Source organism: Mycolicibacter heraklionensis (assembly GCF_019645815.1).
Lineage (GTDB): Bacteria > Actinomycetota > Actinomycetes > Mycobacteriales > Mycobacteriaceae > Mycobacterium > Mycobacterium heraklionense.
In genome coordinates, this window is the sequence record NZ_CP080997.1 from 460,389 (window position 1) to 476,870 (window position 16,482).

15 protein-coding genes and 1 pseudogene are annotated in these 16,482 nt (G+C 68.4%); 9 read left to right on the top strand and 7 right to left on the bottom strand.

Annotated elements, in window-relative coordinates; all coding sequences use genetic code 11:
• Positions 1-51: 51 nt before the first annotated feature.
• Positions 52-1,078: pseudogene (locus tag K3U94_RS24400) on the top strand (IS110 family RNA-guided transposase).
• 477 nt (positions 1,079-1,555) lie between these two features.
• Here K3U94_RS24400 and K3U94_RS02190 read toward each other — a convergent pair.
• On the bottom strand, positions 1,556-3,052 hold the full coding sequence (locus K3U94_RS02190; protein ID WP_047320216.1) for a potassium/proton antiporter: 1,497 nt from the start codon (positions 3,050-3,052) through the stop codon (positions 1,556-1,558).
• A gap of 156 nt (positions 3,053-3,208) precedes the next feature.
• On the opposite strand from K3U94_RS02190, the gene K3U94_RS02195 reads away from it, so the two are divergent.
• Both K3U94_RS02195 and K3U94_RS02200 read left to right on the top strand, forming a co-directional pair.
• Positions 3,209-3,889, top strand: a complete 681-nt coding sequence (locus tag K3U94_RS02195; protein ID WP_047320217.1) for a potassium channel family protein — start codon at positions 3,209-3,211, stop codon at positions 3,887-3,889.
• 25 nt (positions 3,890-3,914) lie between these two features.
• Complete coding sequence (locus K3U94_RS02200; protein WP_220695436.1) at positions 3,915-4,829, top strand: SAM-dependent methyltransferase; 915 nt, start codon at positions 3,915-3,917, stop codon at positions 4,827-4,829.
• Positions 4,830-4,839: 10 nt separating this feature from the next.
• Here K3U94_RS02200 and K3U94_RS02205 read toward each other — a convergent pair whose 3' ends face one another.
• The gene (locus K3U94_RS02205; protein ID WP_220695437.1) at positions 4,840-5,235 is read right to left on the bottom strand and encodes a heme-binding protein; all 396 of its coding nucleotides are present in this window, start codon (positions 5,233-5,235) and stop codon (positions 4,840-4,842) included.
• A 219-nt stretch (positions 5,236-5,454) separates the two neighbouring features.
• The gene (locus K3U94_RS02210) at positions 5,455-6,210 is read right to left on the bottom strand and encodes an MBL fold metallo-hydrolase (protein ID WP_220695438.1); all 756 of its coding nucleotides are present in this window, start codon (positions 6,208-6,210) and stop codon (positions 5,455-5,457) included.
• 43 nt (positions 6,211-6,253) lie between these two features.
• On the opposite strand from K3U94_RS02210, the gene fgd reads away from it, so the two are divergent.
• Entirely contained in the window at positions 6,254-7,264 is a 1,011-nt protein-coding gene (gene fgd, locus K3U94_RS02215) for a glucose-6-phosphate dehydrogenase (coenzyme-F420) (RefSeq protein ID WP_047320221.1), read from the top strand.
• A 48-nt stretch (positions 7,265-7,312) separates the two neighbouring features.
• Entirely contained in the window at positions 7,313-8,428 is a 1,116-nt protein-coding gene (ald, locus tag K3U94_RS02220) for an alanine dehydrogenase (protein WP_220695439.1), read from the top strand.
• Positions 8,429-8,483: 55 nt separating this feature from the next.
• Here ald and K3U94_RS02225 read toward each other — a convergent pair whose 3' ends face one another.
• From K3U94_RS02225 to glnX, 3 genes are read right to left on the bottom strand one after another with little or no spacing between them, the layout of a single operon-like run.
• Positions 8,484-10,736, bottom strand: a complete 2,253-nt coding sequence (locus tag K3U94_RS02225) for a serine/threonine-protein kinase PknG (RefSeq protein ID WP_047320281.1) — start codon at positions 10,734-10,736, stop codon at positions 8,484-8,486.
• Positions 10,736-11,719, bottom strand: a complete 984-nt coding sequence (locus K3U94_RS02230; protein WP_047320223.1) for a glutamate ABC transporter substrate-binding protein — start codon at positions 11,717-11,719, stop codon at positions 10,736-10,738. Before K3U94_RS02230 ends, K3U94_RS02225 begins: the two co-directional genes overlap by 1 nt.
• On the bottom strand, positions 11,719-13,038 hold the full coding sequence (glnX, locus tag K3U94_RS02235; protein WP_047320224.1) for a protein kinase G-activating protein GlnX: 1,320 nt from the start codon (positions 13,036-13,038) through the stop codon (positions 11,719-11,721). Before glnX ends, K3U94_RS02230 begins: the two co-directional genes overlap by 1 nt.
• Positions 13,039-13,203: 165 nt before the next feature.
• Here glnX and K3U94_RS02240 point away from each other — a divergent pair, with 165 nt between their 5' ends.
• A complete protein-coding gene (locus K3U94_RS02240) occupies positions 13,204-13,665 on the top strand; it encodes an NUDIX hydrolase (protein ID WP_047320225.1) in 462 nt (153 codons plus the stop codon).
• A gap of 96 nt (positions 13,666-13,761) precedes the next feature.
• On the opposite strand, the gene thiE is transcribed toward K3U94_RS02240, so the two are convergent.
• On the bottom strand, positions 13,762-14,430 hold the full coding sequence (gene thiE / locus K3U94_RS02245; RefSeq protein ID WP_220695440.1) for a thiamine phosphate synthase: 669 nt from the start codon (positions 14,428-14,430) through the stop codon (positions 13,762-13,764).
• A gap of 61 nt (positions 14,431-14,491) precedes the next feature.
• Between thiE and thiO the strand changes: the two genes are divergently transcribed.
• From thiO to K3U94_RS02260, 3 genes are read left to right on the top strand one after another with little or no spacing between them, the layout of a single operon-like run.
• The gene (thiO, locus tag K3U94_RS02250) at positions 14,492-15,508 is read left to right on the top strand and encodes a glycine oxidase ThiO (protein WP_220695441.1); all 1,017 of its coding nucleotides are present in this window, start codon (positions 14,492-14,494) and stop codon (positions 15,506-15,508) included.
• Positions 15,505-15,702 carry a sulfur carrier protein ThiS gene (thiS, locus tag K3U94_RS02255; RefSeq protein WP_047320228.1) on the top strand — a complete coding sequence of 66 codons (198 nt, stop codon included), beginning with the start codon at positions 15,505-15,507 and terminating at the stop codon, positions 15,700-15,702. The genes thiO and thiS overlap by 4 nt, the downstream gene beginning before the upstream one ends.
• The gene (locus K3U94_RS02260) at positions 15,695-16,456 is read left to right on the top strand and encodes a thiazole synthase (protein WP_082134151.1); all 762 of its coding nucleotides are present in this window, start codon (positions 15,695-15,697) and stop codon (positions 16,454-16,456) included. Before thiS ends, K3U94_RS02260 begins: the two co-directional genes overlap by 8 nt.
• Positions 16,457-16,482 lie beyond the last annotated feature (26 nt).

Genomic DNA, 16,482 nt, shown 5'->3' on the forward strand with positions numbered 1-16,482 from the left:
CCCGGCGGATGCTGGGGGTGTCACTACCAATCACGATTGGGGAGGCCCCTAATGAGTGAGTATGCCGGAAAACAGTTCGTCGGGATTGACCTGCACCGACAGCGATCGGTGGTCGTCCGTCAAACCGATACCGGGGAGCAGCTCGCGGCAGTACGCATCGCCAACGATCCGGTGGCCTTGGCGTTGGAGATCGAGCGAGCTGGACCCAATCCAGAGGTGGTGCTCGAAGCCACCTACGGCTGGTACTGGGCGGTCGATGTTCTGCAAGCCGCAGGTGCCAGTGTCCATTTGGCGCACCCGCTGGGTGTCAAAGGATTCCGCTATCGGCGAGTGAAGAACGACGTGCGCGATGCCGCCGATCTGGCGGACTTGTTGCGGATGAACCGTCTGCCGCAGGCCTGGATCGCACCGCTTGGCAACACGGGAACTGCGTGAATTGGTCCGCTACCGCGCCAAACTGGTGGCCCTGCGATCGGGGCTTAAAGCTCAGGTGCATGCGGTTTTGGCCAAGGCCGGGGTGTTGATCGTCGCGACGGACCTGTTCGGCGCCACGGCCCGCAAACGCCTCGAACGCACCCCACTGTCGGGTGTGTATGCCCAGCGGGTCGCCTCGCTGCTGCGTCTGATCGACATCCTCGATGCCGAGCAAACCGCCCTGTCCGAGCGCATCGCGGCAGAGTTACACCACCACGGCGGCTACCAGGCGATCCAAGAATTGCCGGGTGTGGGACCGGTCCTGGCTGCGGTCTTCGTGGCCGAGATCGGCGACGTGCACCGCTTCACCCGGGCGCAGCAGTTGTGTTCCTGGGCCGGTCTGACACCGCGGCACTACGAGTCCGACACCGTGGTGCATCGCGGGCACATCACCAAACAGGGATCCAGGCTGGTGCGCTGGGCCGCAATCGAGGCAGTGCAACGGCACCAGTGCACGGCCAAGATCGCCGCCGACAAAGACCGGATCGCCGCCCGACGTGGCACCAATATCGCCAAGGTCGCTGCGGCCCGCAAGCTGCTCACCCTGGTCTACTACGGCCTGCGCGACGAACATATTCGTGCATTGGCCAAGGACGCAGCGTGAGTAATCCGGGTGCGGTATACGCGTGGTCGCCGCAGAGTCTGGCCCCCCCTCGGGCGTGGCCGTGGCGTTGATTGACCCCGTATACCGCACGCCGCACCGCTCCATGCCCTAGCCAATCGGCCTTGGGCGAAGGGATGACCGGCAGCCCGGAACAACCCGGGCCCTGCCCCAAAGCCTTTGCGCTTCACACTGGAGAGCCGGCACCACCCACAACTGCACACCAGGTTTGCCGATTTCGGTCTGCGCCGATTCTGCGCTGAAACGGGCGTCCTCAAGACCGTTCGTCCTCGCTACGCTGCGGGCGCTGCGTCATTGACCCCGACCCTCATTCAGCGCTGCCCGCACATATCCCGAAACCGAAAAAACCCCAGCACACCAAACCTTGACCAGACCCCACCCCTTCAGGGATGACTCTGCGTCCAGGGCGTACTCCACTCGAACTTTTCCGCCCTACGCGCAGAGTCAGCGCAGGCGGGGTTACTCCTTGTCGCCGTACTCGTCGAACCAGTGCGCCAGCTTGCCGCGCCGGCTTACCGCCCGTAGTCGGCGTTCGGCCGACAGGCGGGTCTTGCTGGTGGTGACGATGAGCAGCTCGTCGCCGACGGTGATGCGGGTGTCGGGCTGGGGGACGAAGGTGTCGCCCTTGCGGATGATCAAGGTGATGACGCTCGGGTCGGGCAGGCGGAGTTCGAGCACCGAGACGTTGTGCAGCTTCGATCCCGGCTGCACGGTCATCGTCAGCAGCTCGGCCTCCAAGACGTCCAGCGGCGCCGCCTCCACCTGAATCTCGCGGGTGGTGTCCCGCGGGATCAGCCGCAGCCAGTGCGCGAACAGGCCCAGGCTGGGACCCTGTACCACCGTGTAGACCACCACCAGGATGAACACGATGTTGAGCAGGCGGTAGCTGTCCGGTACGCCCTCGACGATCGGGAACGTCGCGAGCACGATCGGAACCGCGCCGCGCAGGCCGGCCCAGGACAGGAAGATCTGCTCTCGCCACGGCACCCGGAACCAGATCAGCGACGCCACCACGGACAGCGGCCGGCTCAACAGCAGCAGGACCGCTCCGATCAGCAGCGCCGGGACCAGCTCGCCGGACAACTGGCTGGGGCTCACCAACAGGCCCAGCAACACGAACAGACCGATCTGCGCCAGCCAGCCCAGGCCCTCGGCGAACGAGCGGATGGCCGCGCGGTGCGGCAGGCCGGAGTTGGCCAGCACCACACCCGACAGATAGGCGGCGATGAATCCGCTGGCGTGCACCGAGGCCGCGGCGGCGAACGCCACCATCGCCAGCCCGAAGGTCGCCAGCGGGTACAGGCCGGACGCCGGCAGTGCCGCACGGCGCAGCATCATCGCTCCCAGCAGGCCGGCGATCAGGCCGATCGCCGAGCCGGCCGCCAGCTCGTAGACCACCCCGCCGATGGCGTGGACCGGGTTGATCACCAGCGGCGTGGTGCTCAGCATCAGCACCACGATGGCCGCCGGCGCGTCGTTGAAACCGGACTCGGCCTCCAACAGGCCGGCCACCCGCCGCGGCAGCGGCAGCACGCGCAGGATGGAGAACACCGCCGCGGCGTCGGTGGGCGAGACGATCGCGCCGAGCAGGAAGGCGAGTTGCCAGCTGATGCCCAGCAGCAGGTGCGCGGCCACCGCGATCACCGCCATGCTGACCCCAACGCCGACGGTGGCCAGTACGGCCGCCGGCGCCAGCAGCCGGCGGATGTTGGCGAAGCGGGTCGTCAAACCGCCTTCGACCAGGATCACCGCCAACGCGGTGGTGCCCAGGTCACTGGCCAGTTGCACGTCGGAGAAGTCCAGGCCGAGCCCGTCATTGCCGATCACCACCCCGACCAGCAGGAACAGCAATAGGCTGGGCAACCCGACCCGATCCGCCGCACGGGTGGCGATGATGCTTGCCAGCAGTACCAAGCCTCCGATCAACAGAGCCAGGTAGAGCTGTTCCAGGCTCATCTGATCCCCGTTCGGGCTGTTGGTGGCGGTCGGACCCGCCCGTGTGATTCGCTCAAAGTCAGCGGGTTCGTGTTATGTGTCAGTAAATCAGTAGCGCTGTCACGATCGTGTTACGCCCGGAGTGGCCGGGGCAGCCCGGGGATGAGGGGAGTCGCCATGCGCATCGGGATCGCCGGCGCCGGCGCGGTGGGGCGATCGGTCGCACGAGAACTGATCGGCGACGGCCACCGGGTGCTGCTGATCGAGCGCAACCCGGCGCACTATCAGCCCCACACCGTCCCGGAAGCCGAGTGGCTGCTGGCCGACGCCTGCGAGCTGAGCGCGCTGCGGGAATGCGGCATCGAGATCTGCGATGTGGTGATCGCCGCCACCGGTGATGACAAGGCCAATTTGGCCACCGCGCTGCTGGCCAAGGCGGAGTTCGGGGTGGCCCGGGTGGTGGCCCGGGTCAACAACGCCCGCAACGAGTCGCTGTTCACCGAAGAGTGGGGGATCGACGTGGCGGTCTCCACCCCGCGGGCGATGGTCGCCGCGGTGGAGGGCGCTATCGACGTCGGCCACCTGGTGCCGTTGATGGGCTTGCGGCGCGGGCAGGCCAGCCTGACGAAACTGACCCTGCCCGACGACAACCCGTTGATCGGTAGGCAGGTCTGCGACATCGTGCTGCCCGAGGGCGCCGCTCTGGTCGCGGTGCAGCGGGGTGACCGGGTGATCCTGCCGCGGGCGACCGAGGCGCTGCAGGCCGGCGACGAGATGCTGTTCGCCGCGGCCAGCGGGCTGGACGACCAGGTCCGGGCGATGGTGCACGGTGCGCCCGCCGGCAGAAGGTTGTATTGACGCCGTGCCGCCGCGGTGGGGACCTGTGAATACGGCGCCGAACGAGCAGGATGACGCCGGGAGCTTGGCCAGCGGTGCCGGCGTCATCGCCACCGTGCTGGCGGCCGCACGCGCGGCGGCGGTGTCGCGGGGCCTGATCAACGACCCGTTCGCGGCGCCGTTGGTGCACAAGGTGGGCCTGGAGTTCTGCATCCGGGTCGCCGACGGTGACCTGGACATCAGTCGGCTCGGCAAAGACGGGGGGTTTCCTCGTTTTGCGGAGTTCTCCGCGGCACGAACCCACTTCTTCGACGCGTTTTTCACCGACGCCGCCCGCGGTGGCATCCGCCAGGCGGTGATGCTGGGTTCGGGGCTGGACACCCGCGCCTACCGGCTGTGGTGGCCACCCGACACCCTCGTCTACGAGGTCGACCACCCACACGTCGTCGACTTCAAGACCACCACCATGCGGGCCTGGGACGCCACGCCGAGCGTCAACCGTCGCGCGGTCGGCGTTGACCTACGCGGCGACTGGCCGGCGGCCCTGCGGCGGGTCGGTTTCGACGCCGCCGCGCCCACCGCGTGGGTGATCGAGGGCCTGCTGGTCTGGTATGTCCCCTCGGATGCGCAGAAGCGCCTGCTCGACGGTGTCACCGAGCTCAGCGCCCCGGGCAGCCGACTCGCCGCCGATCACGCGGTGCCACCGAGCCGCCCGCAGGCGGTGCACCACGAGTCACTCGTCGAGCGGTGGCGCCGACGCGGCCTGAGTCTTACCGGACCCGGACCGTTCTATTCCGGAGAGCACACCGATGTCGTGCGTCATCTCACCGAAAGCGGCTGGGCCACAACTCAATCCGGTATCGCTGACCTGTTCGCGGCGGCGAGGTTGCCCGGGCTGTCCGACCGTGAGCTCGATGGTGCTCCGGCGGCCATCCGCTACGTCGCGGCCACCCGTATCTGACCGGCGGGCGTTAGCCCGCCATGAATTCGGCGTAGGCAGAAGCCAACTCGGGCGGCAGGCCGGTGGTTTGGCATTGCCGTTGGGTCTCACCGATGGGCGCCAGAATTCCGCGCAGCTCGTAGTACTCCTGGGGGTGAGCAGTGAAGTAGCTGCGCACATCAGCCGCGGCTTGCGGCCGCGGGGAGCTGATGGCCTGATTCACCACGGCGTTGGCGCCGGGGTGAGCGGCCAGGTACTGCTGTGCGGAACCGGTCACCGAGTTCACGGTGCTCGATACCCCGGCCGGACTGCAGTCCGGTGCCGCAGACGCCGAGGGGGCGGCGACCAGGGTGGCGGCGGTGGCGCCCAGCAGTCCGACGCCGAGGCCGAATCTGCGAATCATGGTGAAGCCGTGGGCTTTCGACATGGATGTTTTCCTTCCGGGTGGTGAATGCAATTCCCGTCCGGAGCCCAAGGTACGCGCGGCCCGAGTGCACGCCCTGTGTCCTGGAGCACAGCCAGGGGTGCTCGTGGCAACCGTTCCTGCACTTGCCGCACGATTAAACGGCAAATGCTCCACAACTGCGGAGCGGTTCGGTAAGAGACGCTCTTAATCGCCGAGGTCGGCGCTTATCCGATCGTGACCTTAATGTTTGCTCGCACGGTCGATCGCGGCCTCAGCGGCTTCTTTGATCGGTCCGAGCCAGACGTCGCCGTGACCGGGTGCCAGGATCTCGGTCTCCAGCAGGGCCAGCGCACTGAGGCTGCGGAGACAGTCATCCTGGCTGTGGCTGAACAGCGCCGGCAGCAGCTGCGGCCCGGTATGGGCCAATACCGGGTGGCCGGTGATCAGCGCATCCCCGCTGGCCAGCACGCCGTCGACCAGATAGGAGCAGTGTCCGCGGGTATGGCCCGGAGTCGGGATGGCGACCGGCGAACCGGGCAGCCCCGCGGCGATCTCCCCGGTCAGCGGTTGCGCGGACGGAATGCCCTCACGGTTCAGGCCGCCGCTGCGCACCACGTGCGCGGTCCACAGTGCCCAGCTCGGCCGCCACAGCCGCGGAGCCAGCGCCAGCGGTGAAACCTGCTCCAGGTACTCGCGTTTGGCGTGGCCGACCTCGTCGGCATGGCAGTACACCGGAGTGCCGTGGGTCTTTGCCAGCCAGATCGCCGCACCGAAATGGTCGACGTGGGCATGGGTGAGCAATACCGCCCGCACGTCGGCCGGGCGATAGCCCAGGGCGCCCAGCGACGCCAACACGTCGGTGCGATCGCCGGGGTAGCCCGCGTCGATCAACATCACGCCGGTGTCATCGGTGACCAGCAGCCAATTGACGGCCTCGCCGCGGGCCAAATACACCCGCTCGGTCACCGGAACGAGCTCCACGAGCTTCTCACCCATGCCCGTGAGTTTAGAAAGGCGGCGGGAGAGTAGAAAAGGTGGAATGGCGGAACTAAAACTCGGGTACAAGGCATCGGCGGAGCAGTTCGGACCGCGGGAACTGGTGGAGCTCGGCGTCGCCGCCGAAGCGCACGGCATGGACAGCGCTACCGTCAGCGACCACTTCCAGCCCTGGCGCCACGAAGGCGGCCACGCCCCGTTCTCGCTGGCCTGGATGACCGCGGTCGGAGAGCGCACAAGCAAGATCGTGCTGGGCACCTCCGTGCTGACCCCGACGTTCCGGTACAACCCCGCCGTCGTCGCGCAGGCTTTCGCCACGATGAGCTGCCTGTATCCCCAGCGGATCTTTCTGGGCGTCGGCACCGGCGAGGCGTTGAACGAGATCGCCACCGGCTTCACCGGCGAGTGGCCCGAGTTCAAGGAGCGGTTCGGACGCCTGCGTGAGTCGGTGCGGCTGATGCGCGAACTGTGGCGTGGTGACCGGGTGGACTTTGACGGCGACTACTACAAGCTCAAGGGCGCCTCGATCTATGACGTCCCCGAGTCGGGAGTGCCGGTCTACATCGCGGCCGGCGGGCCGGCGGTGGCGAAGTACGCCGGGCGTGCCGGGGACGGCTTCATCTGCACCTCCGGCAAGGGCGAGGAGCTCTACACCGAGAAGCTGATGCCGGCGGTGTTGGAAGGTGCGGCCGCCGCGGAGCGAGACGCCGACGCGATCGACAAGATGATCGAGATCAAGATCTCCTACGACCCTGATCCCGACCTGGCGCTGAACAACACCCGATTCTGGGCGCCGCTGTCACTGACCGCCGAGCAGAAGCACTCCATCGACGACCCGATCGAGATGGAGAAGGCGGCCGACGCGCTGCCGATCGAGCAGATCGCCAAACGCTGGATCGTCGCCTCGGACCCGGACGAGGCGGTGGAGAAGGTCGGCGAGTACGTGAAGTGGGGCCTGAACCACCTGGTGTTCCATGCTCCGGGCCACGACCAGCGCCGTTTTCTGGAGCTGTTCAAGACCGACCTGGAGCCGCGGCTGCGCCGGCTGGGCTGATGGTGCGGCTTCGCAGGTGGTAACTCACGGACCAACAAGGAGCCCCTGATGCGGGTCGGCATCCCAGCCGAGGTCAAGAACAACGAGTTCCGGGTGGCCATCACACCTGCCGGTGTCTCGGAGCTGGTCCGCCGCGGGCACAGCGTCTTGGTGCAGGCCGGTGCCGGTGCGGGGTCGTCAATCAGTGATTTGGAGTTCAAATCCGCCGGCGCAGAGATCAGTTCAGGTGCGGAAAGTATCTGGGCCGAGGCCGATCTGGTGCTCAAGGTAAAAGAACCAATCGAGCACGAGTACCCGATGATGCGGTCGAACCAGGTCTTGTTCACCTATCTGCATCTGGCCGCGTCCCGGGCGTGCACCGCGGCGTTGCTCAACGCGGGCATCACATCAATCGCGTACGAGACCGTAAGCGCCGACGATGGTTCGCTGCCCTTGCTCGCGCCAATGAGCGAGGTGGCGGGCCGGCTGGCAGCACAGGTTGGCGCGTTCTACCTGATGACGCCGGCTGGGGGCCGCGGCGTCCTGATAGGCGGTGTGCCGGGCGCCCGTTCGGCTGAGGTCGTGGTGATCGGGGGCGGCACGGCAGGCTATAACGCAGCACGGGTCGCTGTCGGAATGGGTGCGGATGTGACCATCTTGGATGTTGACCTGAGGCGACTGCGGGAGCTGGATGCGACCTTCGACGGCCGCGTCCACACGCAGTATTCGTCGGCATTGGACCTTGAGGCCGCAGTCGAGCGAGCCGATCTGGTTATCGGCGCGGTGCTGGTGCCTGGTGCCAGAGCGCCCAAGCTGATCTCCAATTCGGTTGTGGCGCAGATGAAACCGGGTGCAGTGGTCGTGGACATCTCCATCGATCAGGGCGGCTGCTTCGAGGATTCGCGACCGACCACGCACGACGACCCGACCTACACCGTGCACAACACGCTCTTCTACTGCGTGGCCAATATGCCCGGCGCGGTTCCGGGTACCTCGACATTCGCACTGACCAACGCCACCATGCCGTATGTGGTCCGGGTCGCCGACTCCGGATGGCGTGGGGCGTGTCAAGCCGATATCGCGTTGGCGCGCGGACTCACCACTCATGATGGCGCGCTGTTGAATCAGCAGGTTGCCGACGCTCTGAGCCTGCCGTTCACCGAACCGGAGGCGGTCCTGGCGTAGCAGAACTGCGATGCTGCACCTGCAATCGCGTGAAGGCTCTCCATCGCAGCAACTATCAGAACGTGCTCATCGGCCGAACCGCGTTGGCCGTGTCGACCAGCCGGTAGCGATGCTCCTGGGTGGGCGCCAGCCGGGCCAGGGCACGCAGCGCCATCTCCACCCCGAGCCGCAGCCCGTGCTCGGTGAACGGGAATCCGAGGATGTGGTTCGTGCTCGCCTCGTGCTCGGTCAGCCAGTCCATGGCCGCGCCCAGGACCAGCGCCCGGATCTGCAATACCCGTGGTTCGGTGTCCGGCAGCGCCTCCACCCGGCGTGCGGCGTCCCGGATCTGGGCCTCGGTGATCTCGCTCGACGAACGTCCGGACAGCAGCGTCACCGCACTGGTCAACCGCGCGGTGGTGAAATGCCTTGAGGTAGCGGGCACTTCGTCAAGGGTGCGAACCGCTGCCGTCCGGTCGCCTTCTACCGAGAGGGCGCGGGCCAAACCGAAGGCGGCTGAGATCACGCTGTCGTCGGTACGCCACACCGACTCGTAGAAGCCGCGCTCGTCTTCTGTTCCGGCCAGCTCGGCGGTGGCGGCCAGGGCCATCTTCGGTGCCAGCTCGCCGGGGAACATGTCGAGCACCTCGGTGAAATCCTTACGGGCGGCCTCGTAGTCGCCGGTGAGCAGCTCGGCCACCCCGCGGAACCAGACCAGTCGCCATCGCCAACCCACCTGCTCGGCCAGCTCGTCGAGCTTGCTGGTGGCTTTGGTGACGTTGCCGAGATCCAGCAGTGCGCGCACCTCCATCAGCGGCAGTCCGATGGACTCCGACAGGTCGATGCCGTCGGATTCCAGCGAGCTGTTCCGCACGGCGCGTAGCGAATCCAGCGTCTGCACCGGCTCGCTGAGCTCCATGGACGACAACAGCGGAGCGGCGACGTCACCCGGGTCGATCAGCGGCACCTGCAGGGCGGTCACGATCTCCCGGGCCGTCAGGTTCTGGGAGTGCACGTGCCCGTCCAGGTAGACGTCGGTGTGCGCGACCAGCAGGTGCTCACCGAACGTGGACCGTGACCGGGTGAACACCGTAGACAGCCCGGGCCGCGGTATCCCGGTGTCGCGGGCGACCACTTCGCGCAGCACACCCATCAGCTGCGCGGACATCTCCTCGGCGGAGGTGAACCGCCGGCGCGGGTCGGGATCGATGGCCCGGCGCAGGAGCCGGCGGTAGGAGTCGTACTTCTTCAGCACCGGGTCGTCGTCGGGTAGCCCCTCGACGTAGCGGCCGTCCCGGGTGCGCAGCTTCAGGGTCAACGCGGCCAGGGTCCGGCCCACGGTGTAGATGTCGGTGGCCACCGTAGGCCCGGTACGGACGATGTCGGGCGCCTGAAAACCGGGGGTGCCGTAGAGGTAGCCGAACGAGTTGATGCGTGCCACCGCGCCGAGGTCGATCAGCTTCAGCTGCTCCTCGGTCAGCACGATGTTCTCCGGCTTGAGGTCGTTGTAGACCAGGCCCAGCGAATGCAGATAGCCCAGTGCGGGAAGGATTTCCAGCATGTAGGCGATAGCCTGTGCCACCGGCAGCCGGGTGCCGCGACGCTGTTTGAGCGACTGGCCGCCGACGTACTCCATCACGATGTAGCCGACCGGGTCGCCGTGGGAGTCCTGATGCTGGACGAAGTTGAAGATCTTCACGATCGACGGGTGGGTCACCTCGGCGAGGAACTGCCGCTCGGCCATCGCGATGGCCTGCGCCTCGGCGTCGCCGGAGTGCACCAGGCCCTTGAGCACCACCGGCCGCTCGTTGACGTTGTGGTCGACCGCCAGATACACCCAGCCCAGGCCGCCGTGGGCCACGCAGCCCTTGATCTCATACTGCCCGGCCACCATGTCGCCCGGTTTCAGCTGCGGCAGAAAGGAATACGGACTTCCACAGTGCGGGCACCAACCTTCCGAGGCGCCCTTGGCGTCCCCCGTGGAGCGGCCCACCGGCCGGCCGCAGTTCCAGCAGAATCGCTTGGACTCGGCCACTTCCGGGTCGTCCATGAGCGCGGCGAGGGGGTCGATCGGGGGAACCCGGGGGATCTCCACCAGTCCGCCGCCCAACCGCCGCCGCGGGGCGACGGTGCGCACCACCGTCGTGTCGTGGGATTCGGCCGAGCCTGGGGAGCTCGAACTCTCGCGGGGGCGGAAGATCGCCTGGGTCGACATCGGCCGGCGCACCGACGACGATTCGGCCAGCACGTCCGCCCGCTGGGTGGCCGGGCCGTCGTCTTCCAGCTCGGTTGCGGGCTGGTCCGGTGCGTCGTCGTCGCGGTCGGCCATCAGTCCGAATACCTCGGTGTCGGTGGCACCGGCGCCGGCCCCAGCACCGTCAACCACTTGCGGTACAAGGTGTTCCACGTGCCGTCGCGGCGAATGCGCTCCAGGGTTCCGTTGACGAAACGCACCAGCCCGGTGTTGTTCAGGTTGATCCCGATGCCGTAGGGCTCCTCGTCCATGCTCGGCCCGACGATGTGCAGATACGGGTCTTGGGCCATCAGCCCGGCCAGGATCGAGTCGTCGGTGCTCACGGCGTCGACCTGGCGCTGTTGCAGCGCCACCAGGCAGTCGGCCCAGTTCACCACCGAAACGATGATGGGCGCCGGTGAGATGTTGCGGATTCGCCGTAGCGAGGTGGTGCCCTGCGCCACGCAGACCCGTTTGCCGGAGAGGTCCGCGGCCTGGCGGATCGCGGAGTCCCGCGGCACCAGCAGCCGCTGATTGGCGACCAGATACACCGTCGAAAAGTTCACCAGCTCGCGGCGGCCGCAGGTGATGCTCATGGTCTTGACCACGATATCGACTTCGGACTTCTGCAGGGCCGCGATCCGTTCGGCCGACGCCAGGATTCGGTATTCGACCTGCGACGGGGTGCCGAAGATGTCGCGGGCCACCTCCCCGGCGATGTCGACGTCGAAGCCGGTGATCTCACCGGTGATGGGGTCGCGGAAGCTGAACAGGTTGCTGCCGATGTCCAGGCCGACGATCAGCCGGCCGCGCTGGCGGATCTTGGCCACCGCCGCGTCGGCCTCGGCCTTGCTGCGGAACGGGCGCAGACTGGCGGTGGCGTCGCAGTCCTCGGTGCGCGGTTCGGGAGGCCGCGGCGCCTCGGGCGTCAGCTCCTCCATGCCGGCCGGGGTGGGCGGCGGCAGCGTCGGCATCGCGGTCGCCGTCACGAACTCGGTGCGGCCGCAGCCGGTCAGGCCGGACAGCACCACTGCCGCGCTCAGTGCGCACAGCAGCAGTCGAGGCCGACGGTGGTTCATCATCTGTACTCGTTCAGTCGAGGCCACAACCCGAGCGCGACCGCGATCGCGGCACCCATGCTGAGTACCGCGCCCCCTACCGGGGCCACCGACAGTACCCGGCGGGCGTTGAGGACATCGCCGCGCAGCTGATTGCGACTGTGCTGCAAGGCCTTGTCCAGGGCCGCGTCGAGCTGGTCGAACGCAGGAGTCGAGTCGTCGCCGCTACCGCCCAGCGCTACCTGGGTGGCGGCCCGGTAGTTGCCGACGCTGATATAGGCGTTCATCCGATCATTGGCCTGGCGCCACCGGGCCAGCAGCTGTCCGGCGTTGGCCAGGTCCGCCTTGTCCACGGCGTCGCCGCGGTCCAGGTAACCCTCCAGCTGCTGCTGCATGGTGTCGATGCGCTGGTAGAAGGTCTGCTTGCGGGTCTCCTCGTCACCGCGCCGGATCAGCGACAGGGTCTCGTCGGCACGCGCCTGCTGGGCGGTGATCGCCAGGTTGGTGATCGCCTTGAGCGATTCAGCGCCGGTGTCCTTGGCGTTGCGACTGCCCGCGGTGGAGATCACCAGCACCGTTCCGACCCAGATGACCATCAGCAGAATCGCCAGCCCGCCGGCGACCAGGCCGGGGTTGATCCGGCGCCGGGTGTGCCGGGCCAGCCAGCGGTGCGCGAACGCGCCGAACAGCACGGTGGTCGCCACCACCAGGATCACCGGGGCCGGCACCCGAGTCGATGCGGTGGTCTGAAGGTCCACGGTCGCCGAAGTGGCCTGGTAGAGGCGCTGGGCGTCGGGAAGGATGGTGTGCTGCATCAGCTCGGAGGCTTCCGACAGGTACGACGAGCCGACCGGATCTCCCGAGCGGTTGTTGGTCCGGGCGGTCTCGATCAGCCCGGTGTAGACGGCGAGCTCGGCGTTGATTCGGCCCAGCAGCTGCAGCAGCGGCTCGTCGTCCAGACCGCCGGAGGCCCGGGTCACCGCCACCGCGGCGTCGGTGATGGCCTGTTCGTAGCGTTCCCGCACCGCCCGCGGTTCGCCCTGGGCGATGAACGCGGTGGCTGCGGCGGCGTCGGCGACCGACAGCGTGGTGTAGAGCTGCCCGGCGGCATAGGCCAGCGGCTCGGTGTGGTCGAGCACTGTGGTCAGGGTGTTCTGCCGGTTGTTGATCGCGGTGGCGGTGGCGAAGGCGCTGATGCCGCCGAGGGCGGCCAGGATGAGTCCGATGGCCAGAATTTTTCCGGGGGTGGTGGTGAAGAACCACCAGCGGGGTCGGGCCGGTTCGGTCGGCGACCGTAACCCCGCCGGCTCGGTTGACGGGTGCGCCAACTCAACGGTCACGTCTGTTCAGGCTCCATCCCTGTGGCTGCTCGCGGCACCAACGATAATAAAGGGATTCTAAGAGCGTGGGTGGTGTCTGCGCGGCCTCTCGGAGCGGTTGTTGTCGAAAACGTCGCGTGATCTCGCCAGAACCGAGACCTTGCCCGCCCCGATACGCTTCCAAGCGTGCGTGGTGACGGCGATGGGTGGGCGTTTTCCGATACCGGCGTCCGCTTCTGGGGCCGACACGGTGCGGCGGGCCTGCTACTGCGGGCACCCCGCCCCGATGGCTCCCGCACCGTACTGCTGCAGCATCGCGCCTGGTGGAGTCACCAGGGGGGCACGTGGGCGCTGCCCGGCGGTGCCCGCGACAGTCATGAGACCGCGGAAGAGGCTGCCATCCGCGAGGCGCAGGAGGAGGCCGGCCTGCCCGCCGATCGGATCGTGGTGCGCGCGGCCGTCGTGACCGCGTCGGCCAGCGGCACCACCTGGACTTACACCACCGTGGTCGCCGACGCCGACGAATTGCTTCCGGTGGTGCCCAACGGGGAGAGCACCGAACTGCGGTGGGTCTCCGAACACGAGGTCGCCGGGCTGCCCTTGCACCCGGGCTTCGCCGCCAGCTGGGACTTGCTGCGCGGGTATTGACCTCGGCGGCCACCCTCCGCCCCGGCGAACATGTACTCAGTCCGAAAAATCGCCCGGGCAAATCTGGCGCTCAGTGCATGTTCGGCGCGGTCAGGCTCAGAGCCCCGCCCGTAGCGCCGCCGCCGCGGCCTGCGGATCCTCGGCGGCGGTGATCGCCCGCACCACCACCACCCGGCGGGCACCGGCCGCCACCACCTGCGGCAACCTCTCGATGTCGATGCCGCCGATGGCGAACCACGGCTTGGTCGGGCCCGTGTCGGCAGCGAACCGCACCAGCTCCAAGCCCGGCGCAGACCGGCCCGGCTTGGTCGGGGTGGGCCAGCACGGCCCGGTGCAGAAGTAGTCGACCGGCTCGGCCAGGGCCGCGGCGACCTGGTCGCGGTCGTGGGCGGATCGGCCGATCAGCACCTCGGGCCCGATGACCTCGCGCGCCACCGGCAGCGGCAGATCGTCCTGGCCCAGGTGCAGCACGTCGGCGCCGGCGGCGCGGGCGATGTCGGCGCGGTCATTGACCGCCAGCAGTGCCCCGTGCCGGCGCGCGGCGTCGGCCAGGATCTCGCACGCCGCCAATTCGCCGCGGGCTTCGAGCGGACCGAACCGCTGCTCGCCCGGCGAACCCTTGTCGCGCAGCTGGATGATGTCGACGCCACCGGCCAGGGCGGCGTCGGCGAACTCGGCCAGGTCACCGCGTTCCCGGCGGGCGTCGGTGCACAGGTAGAGCCGGGCATCAGCGAGTCGGGCGAGACGGTCAGAGCGTTTGTGCACACCGCGACGCTAGCGGCTAGCTTGGTGTGTTGACACGCGAGCAGGTGGAAGGGAGCAGCGCATGCCCGGACCCTCGCTCGGTTCGCTGGCCGTGATCGGCGGCGGCGTCATCGGGCTGTCGGTGGCGCGGCAGGCCGCCCGGGCCGGCTGGACGGTGCGGGTGCACCGGACTGCGGAGTACGGCGCCTCCTGGGTGGCCGGCGGCATGCTGGCCCCGCACAGCGAGGGATGGCCGGGCGAGGACCGGCAACTGCGGCTCGGGTTGCGCTCGCTGGAGCTGTGGCACGACTTCCTCGACGGGCTGCCGGCCCAGGTCGTCACCGCGCGTGAATCGCTGGTGGTGGCCGCCGACCGGGCCGACGTCGCCGACCTGCGCACCGTCGCCGACTGGCTGTCTGCGCAGGGCCACCCGGTGATCTGGGAGTCCGCCGCCCGCGATATCGAACCCCTGCTGGCCAGCGGTATTCGGCACGGTTTCCGGGCCCCGACCGAACTGGCGGTCGACAACCGCGCGGTGGTCACCGCCCTGGTCGACGCCTGCGAGGAACTGGGCGTGCGTTGGGCCCCGCCGGTGGGTGATCTCGCCGAGGTGGCCGCCGACGACGCCGTGGTGATCGCCAACGGCATCGACGCCCCGGAGCTGTGGCCCGGCTTGCCGATCCGGCCGGTCAAGGGGGAGGTACTGCGGCTGCGCTGGCGCAAGGGCTGCCTGCCGCCGCCGCAGCGGGTGATCCGCGCCCGGGTGCACGGCCGCGCGGTCTACCTGGTGCCGCGCCCCGACGGCGTGGTGGTGGGTGCCACCCAGTATGAGCACGGCCGGGACACCGCGCCGGCGGTCTCCGGGGTGCGGGACCTGCTCGACGACGCCTGCGCGCTGGTGCCGGCGCTGGGGGAGTACGAGCTGGCCGAATGCGCCGCGGGCCTGCGGCCGATGACACCGGACAATCTGCCGCGGGTGCACCGTCTCGACGAACGGACCTATGTCGCTGCCGGGCACGGTCGCAACGGGTTCCTGCTGGCGCCGTGGACCGCCGAACAGGTTGTGTCCGAACTACTTCCGGTTGGAGTACAGCAATGATCATCAATGTCAACCAGAAGCAGGTGGAAGTGGCCGAGGCGACTACGGTCGCGACGCTGCTGGCTTCGATGGGTTATCCCGACCGCGGCATCGCGGTGGCGGTCGACCACGCGGTGCTGCCGAAATCGCGTTGGACCACCGCGCTGGCCGACGGTGCCTGTCTCGATGTGGTGACGGCGGTGCAAGGTGGTTGATGACGCGAAGCTGACCATCGCCGGGCGGGAGTTCAGCTCCCGGCTCATCATGGGAACCGGTGGGGCGCAAAGCCTGACGGCACTCGAAGAGGCGTTGGTGGCATCCGGCACCGAGCTGACCACGGTCGCGATGCGCCGCGTCGACGCCGAAGGCGGAACCGGCATGCTGGATCTGCTGAGTCGGCTGGGAATCACGCCGCTGCCCAACACCGCCGGCTGCCGCAGCGCCGCCGAAGCGGTGCTGACCGCCCAGTTGGCGCGCGAGGCGCTCGGCACCGAATGGGTCAAGCTGGAGGTGATCGGCGACGAGCGCACCCTGCTGCCCGACGGCATCGAATTGGTGCGTGCCGCCGAACAACTGGTCGACGACGGGTTTGTGGTGCTGCCCTACACCAACGACGACCCGGTACTGGCGCGCCGGCTCGAGGACGTCGGATGCGCCGCCGTGATGCCGCTGGGCTCGCCGATCGGCACCGGGCTGGGCATCGCCAACCCGCACAGCATCGAGATGATCGTTGCGGCCGCCGGGGTACCGGTGGTACTCGACGCCGGCATCGGCACCGCCAGCGATGCCGCGCTGGCCATGGAACTGGGCTGCGATGCCGTGCTGCTGGCCACCGCGGTGACCCGGGCGGCCGACCCGCCGGCGATGGCCGCTGCCATGGCGGCCGCTGTCACCGCGGGATATCTGGCGCGCCGCGCCGGACGTATCCCGAAGCGGTTCTGGGCGCAGGCGTCGAGCCCAGCCCTGTGATGCCCGCCGAGTGTGAACATCGCGAC

Bases quoted from the DNA above. Each gene is read 5' to 3' on its own strand.
- K3U94_RS02190 (WP_047320216.1), bottom strand. From the start codon at position 3,052: ATGAGCCTGGAACAGCTCTACCTGGCTCTGTTGATCGGAGGCTTGGTA.
- K3U94_RS02195 (WP_047320217.1), top strand. From the start codon at position 3,209: ATGCGCATCGGGATCGCCGGCGCCGGCGCGGTGGGGCGATCGGTCGCA.
- K3U94_RS02205 (WP_220695437.1), bottom strand. From the start codon at position 5,235: ATGTCGAAAGCCCACGGCTTCACCATGATTCGCAGATTCGGCCTCGGC.
- K3U94_RS02210 (WP_220695438.1), bottom strand. From the start codon at position 6,210: ATGGGTGAGAAGCTCGTGGAGCTCGTTCCGGTGACCGAGCGGGTGTAT.
- fgd (WP_047320221.1), top strand. From the start codon at position 6,254: ATGGCGGAACTAAAACTCGGGTACAAGGCATCGGCGGAGCAGTTCGGA.
- ald (WP_220695439.1), top strand. From the start codon at position 7,313: ATGCGGGTCGGCATCCCAGCCGAGGTCAAGAACAACGAGTTCCGGGTG.
- K3U94_RS02225 (WP_047320281.1), bottom strand. From the start codon at position 10,736: ATGGCCGACCGCGACGACGACGCACCGGACCAGCCCGCAACCGAGCTG.
- K3U94_RS02230 (WP_047320223.1), bottom strand. From the start codon at position 11,719: ATGAACCACCGTCGGCCTCGACTGCTGCTGTGCGCACTGAGCGCGGCA.
- thiO (WP_220695441.1), top strand. From the start codon at position 14,492: ATGCCCGGACCCTCGCTCGGTTCGCTGGCCGTGATCGGCGGCGGCGTC.
- thiS (WP_047320228.1), top strand. From the start codon at position 15,505: ATGATCATCAATGTCAACCAGAAGCAGGTGGAAGTGGCCGAGGCGACT.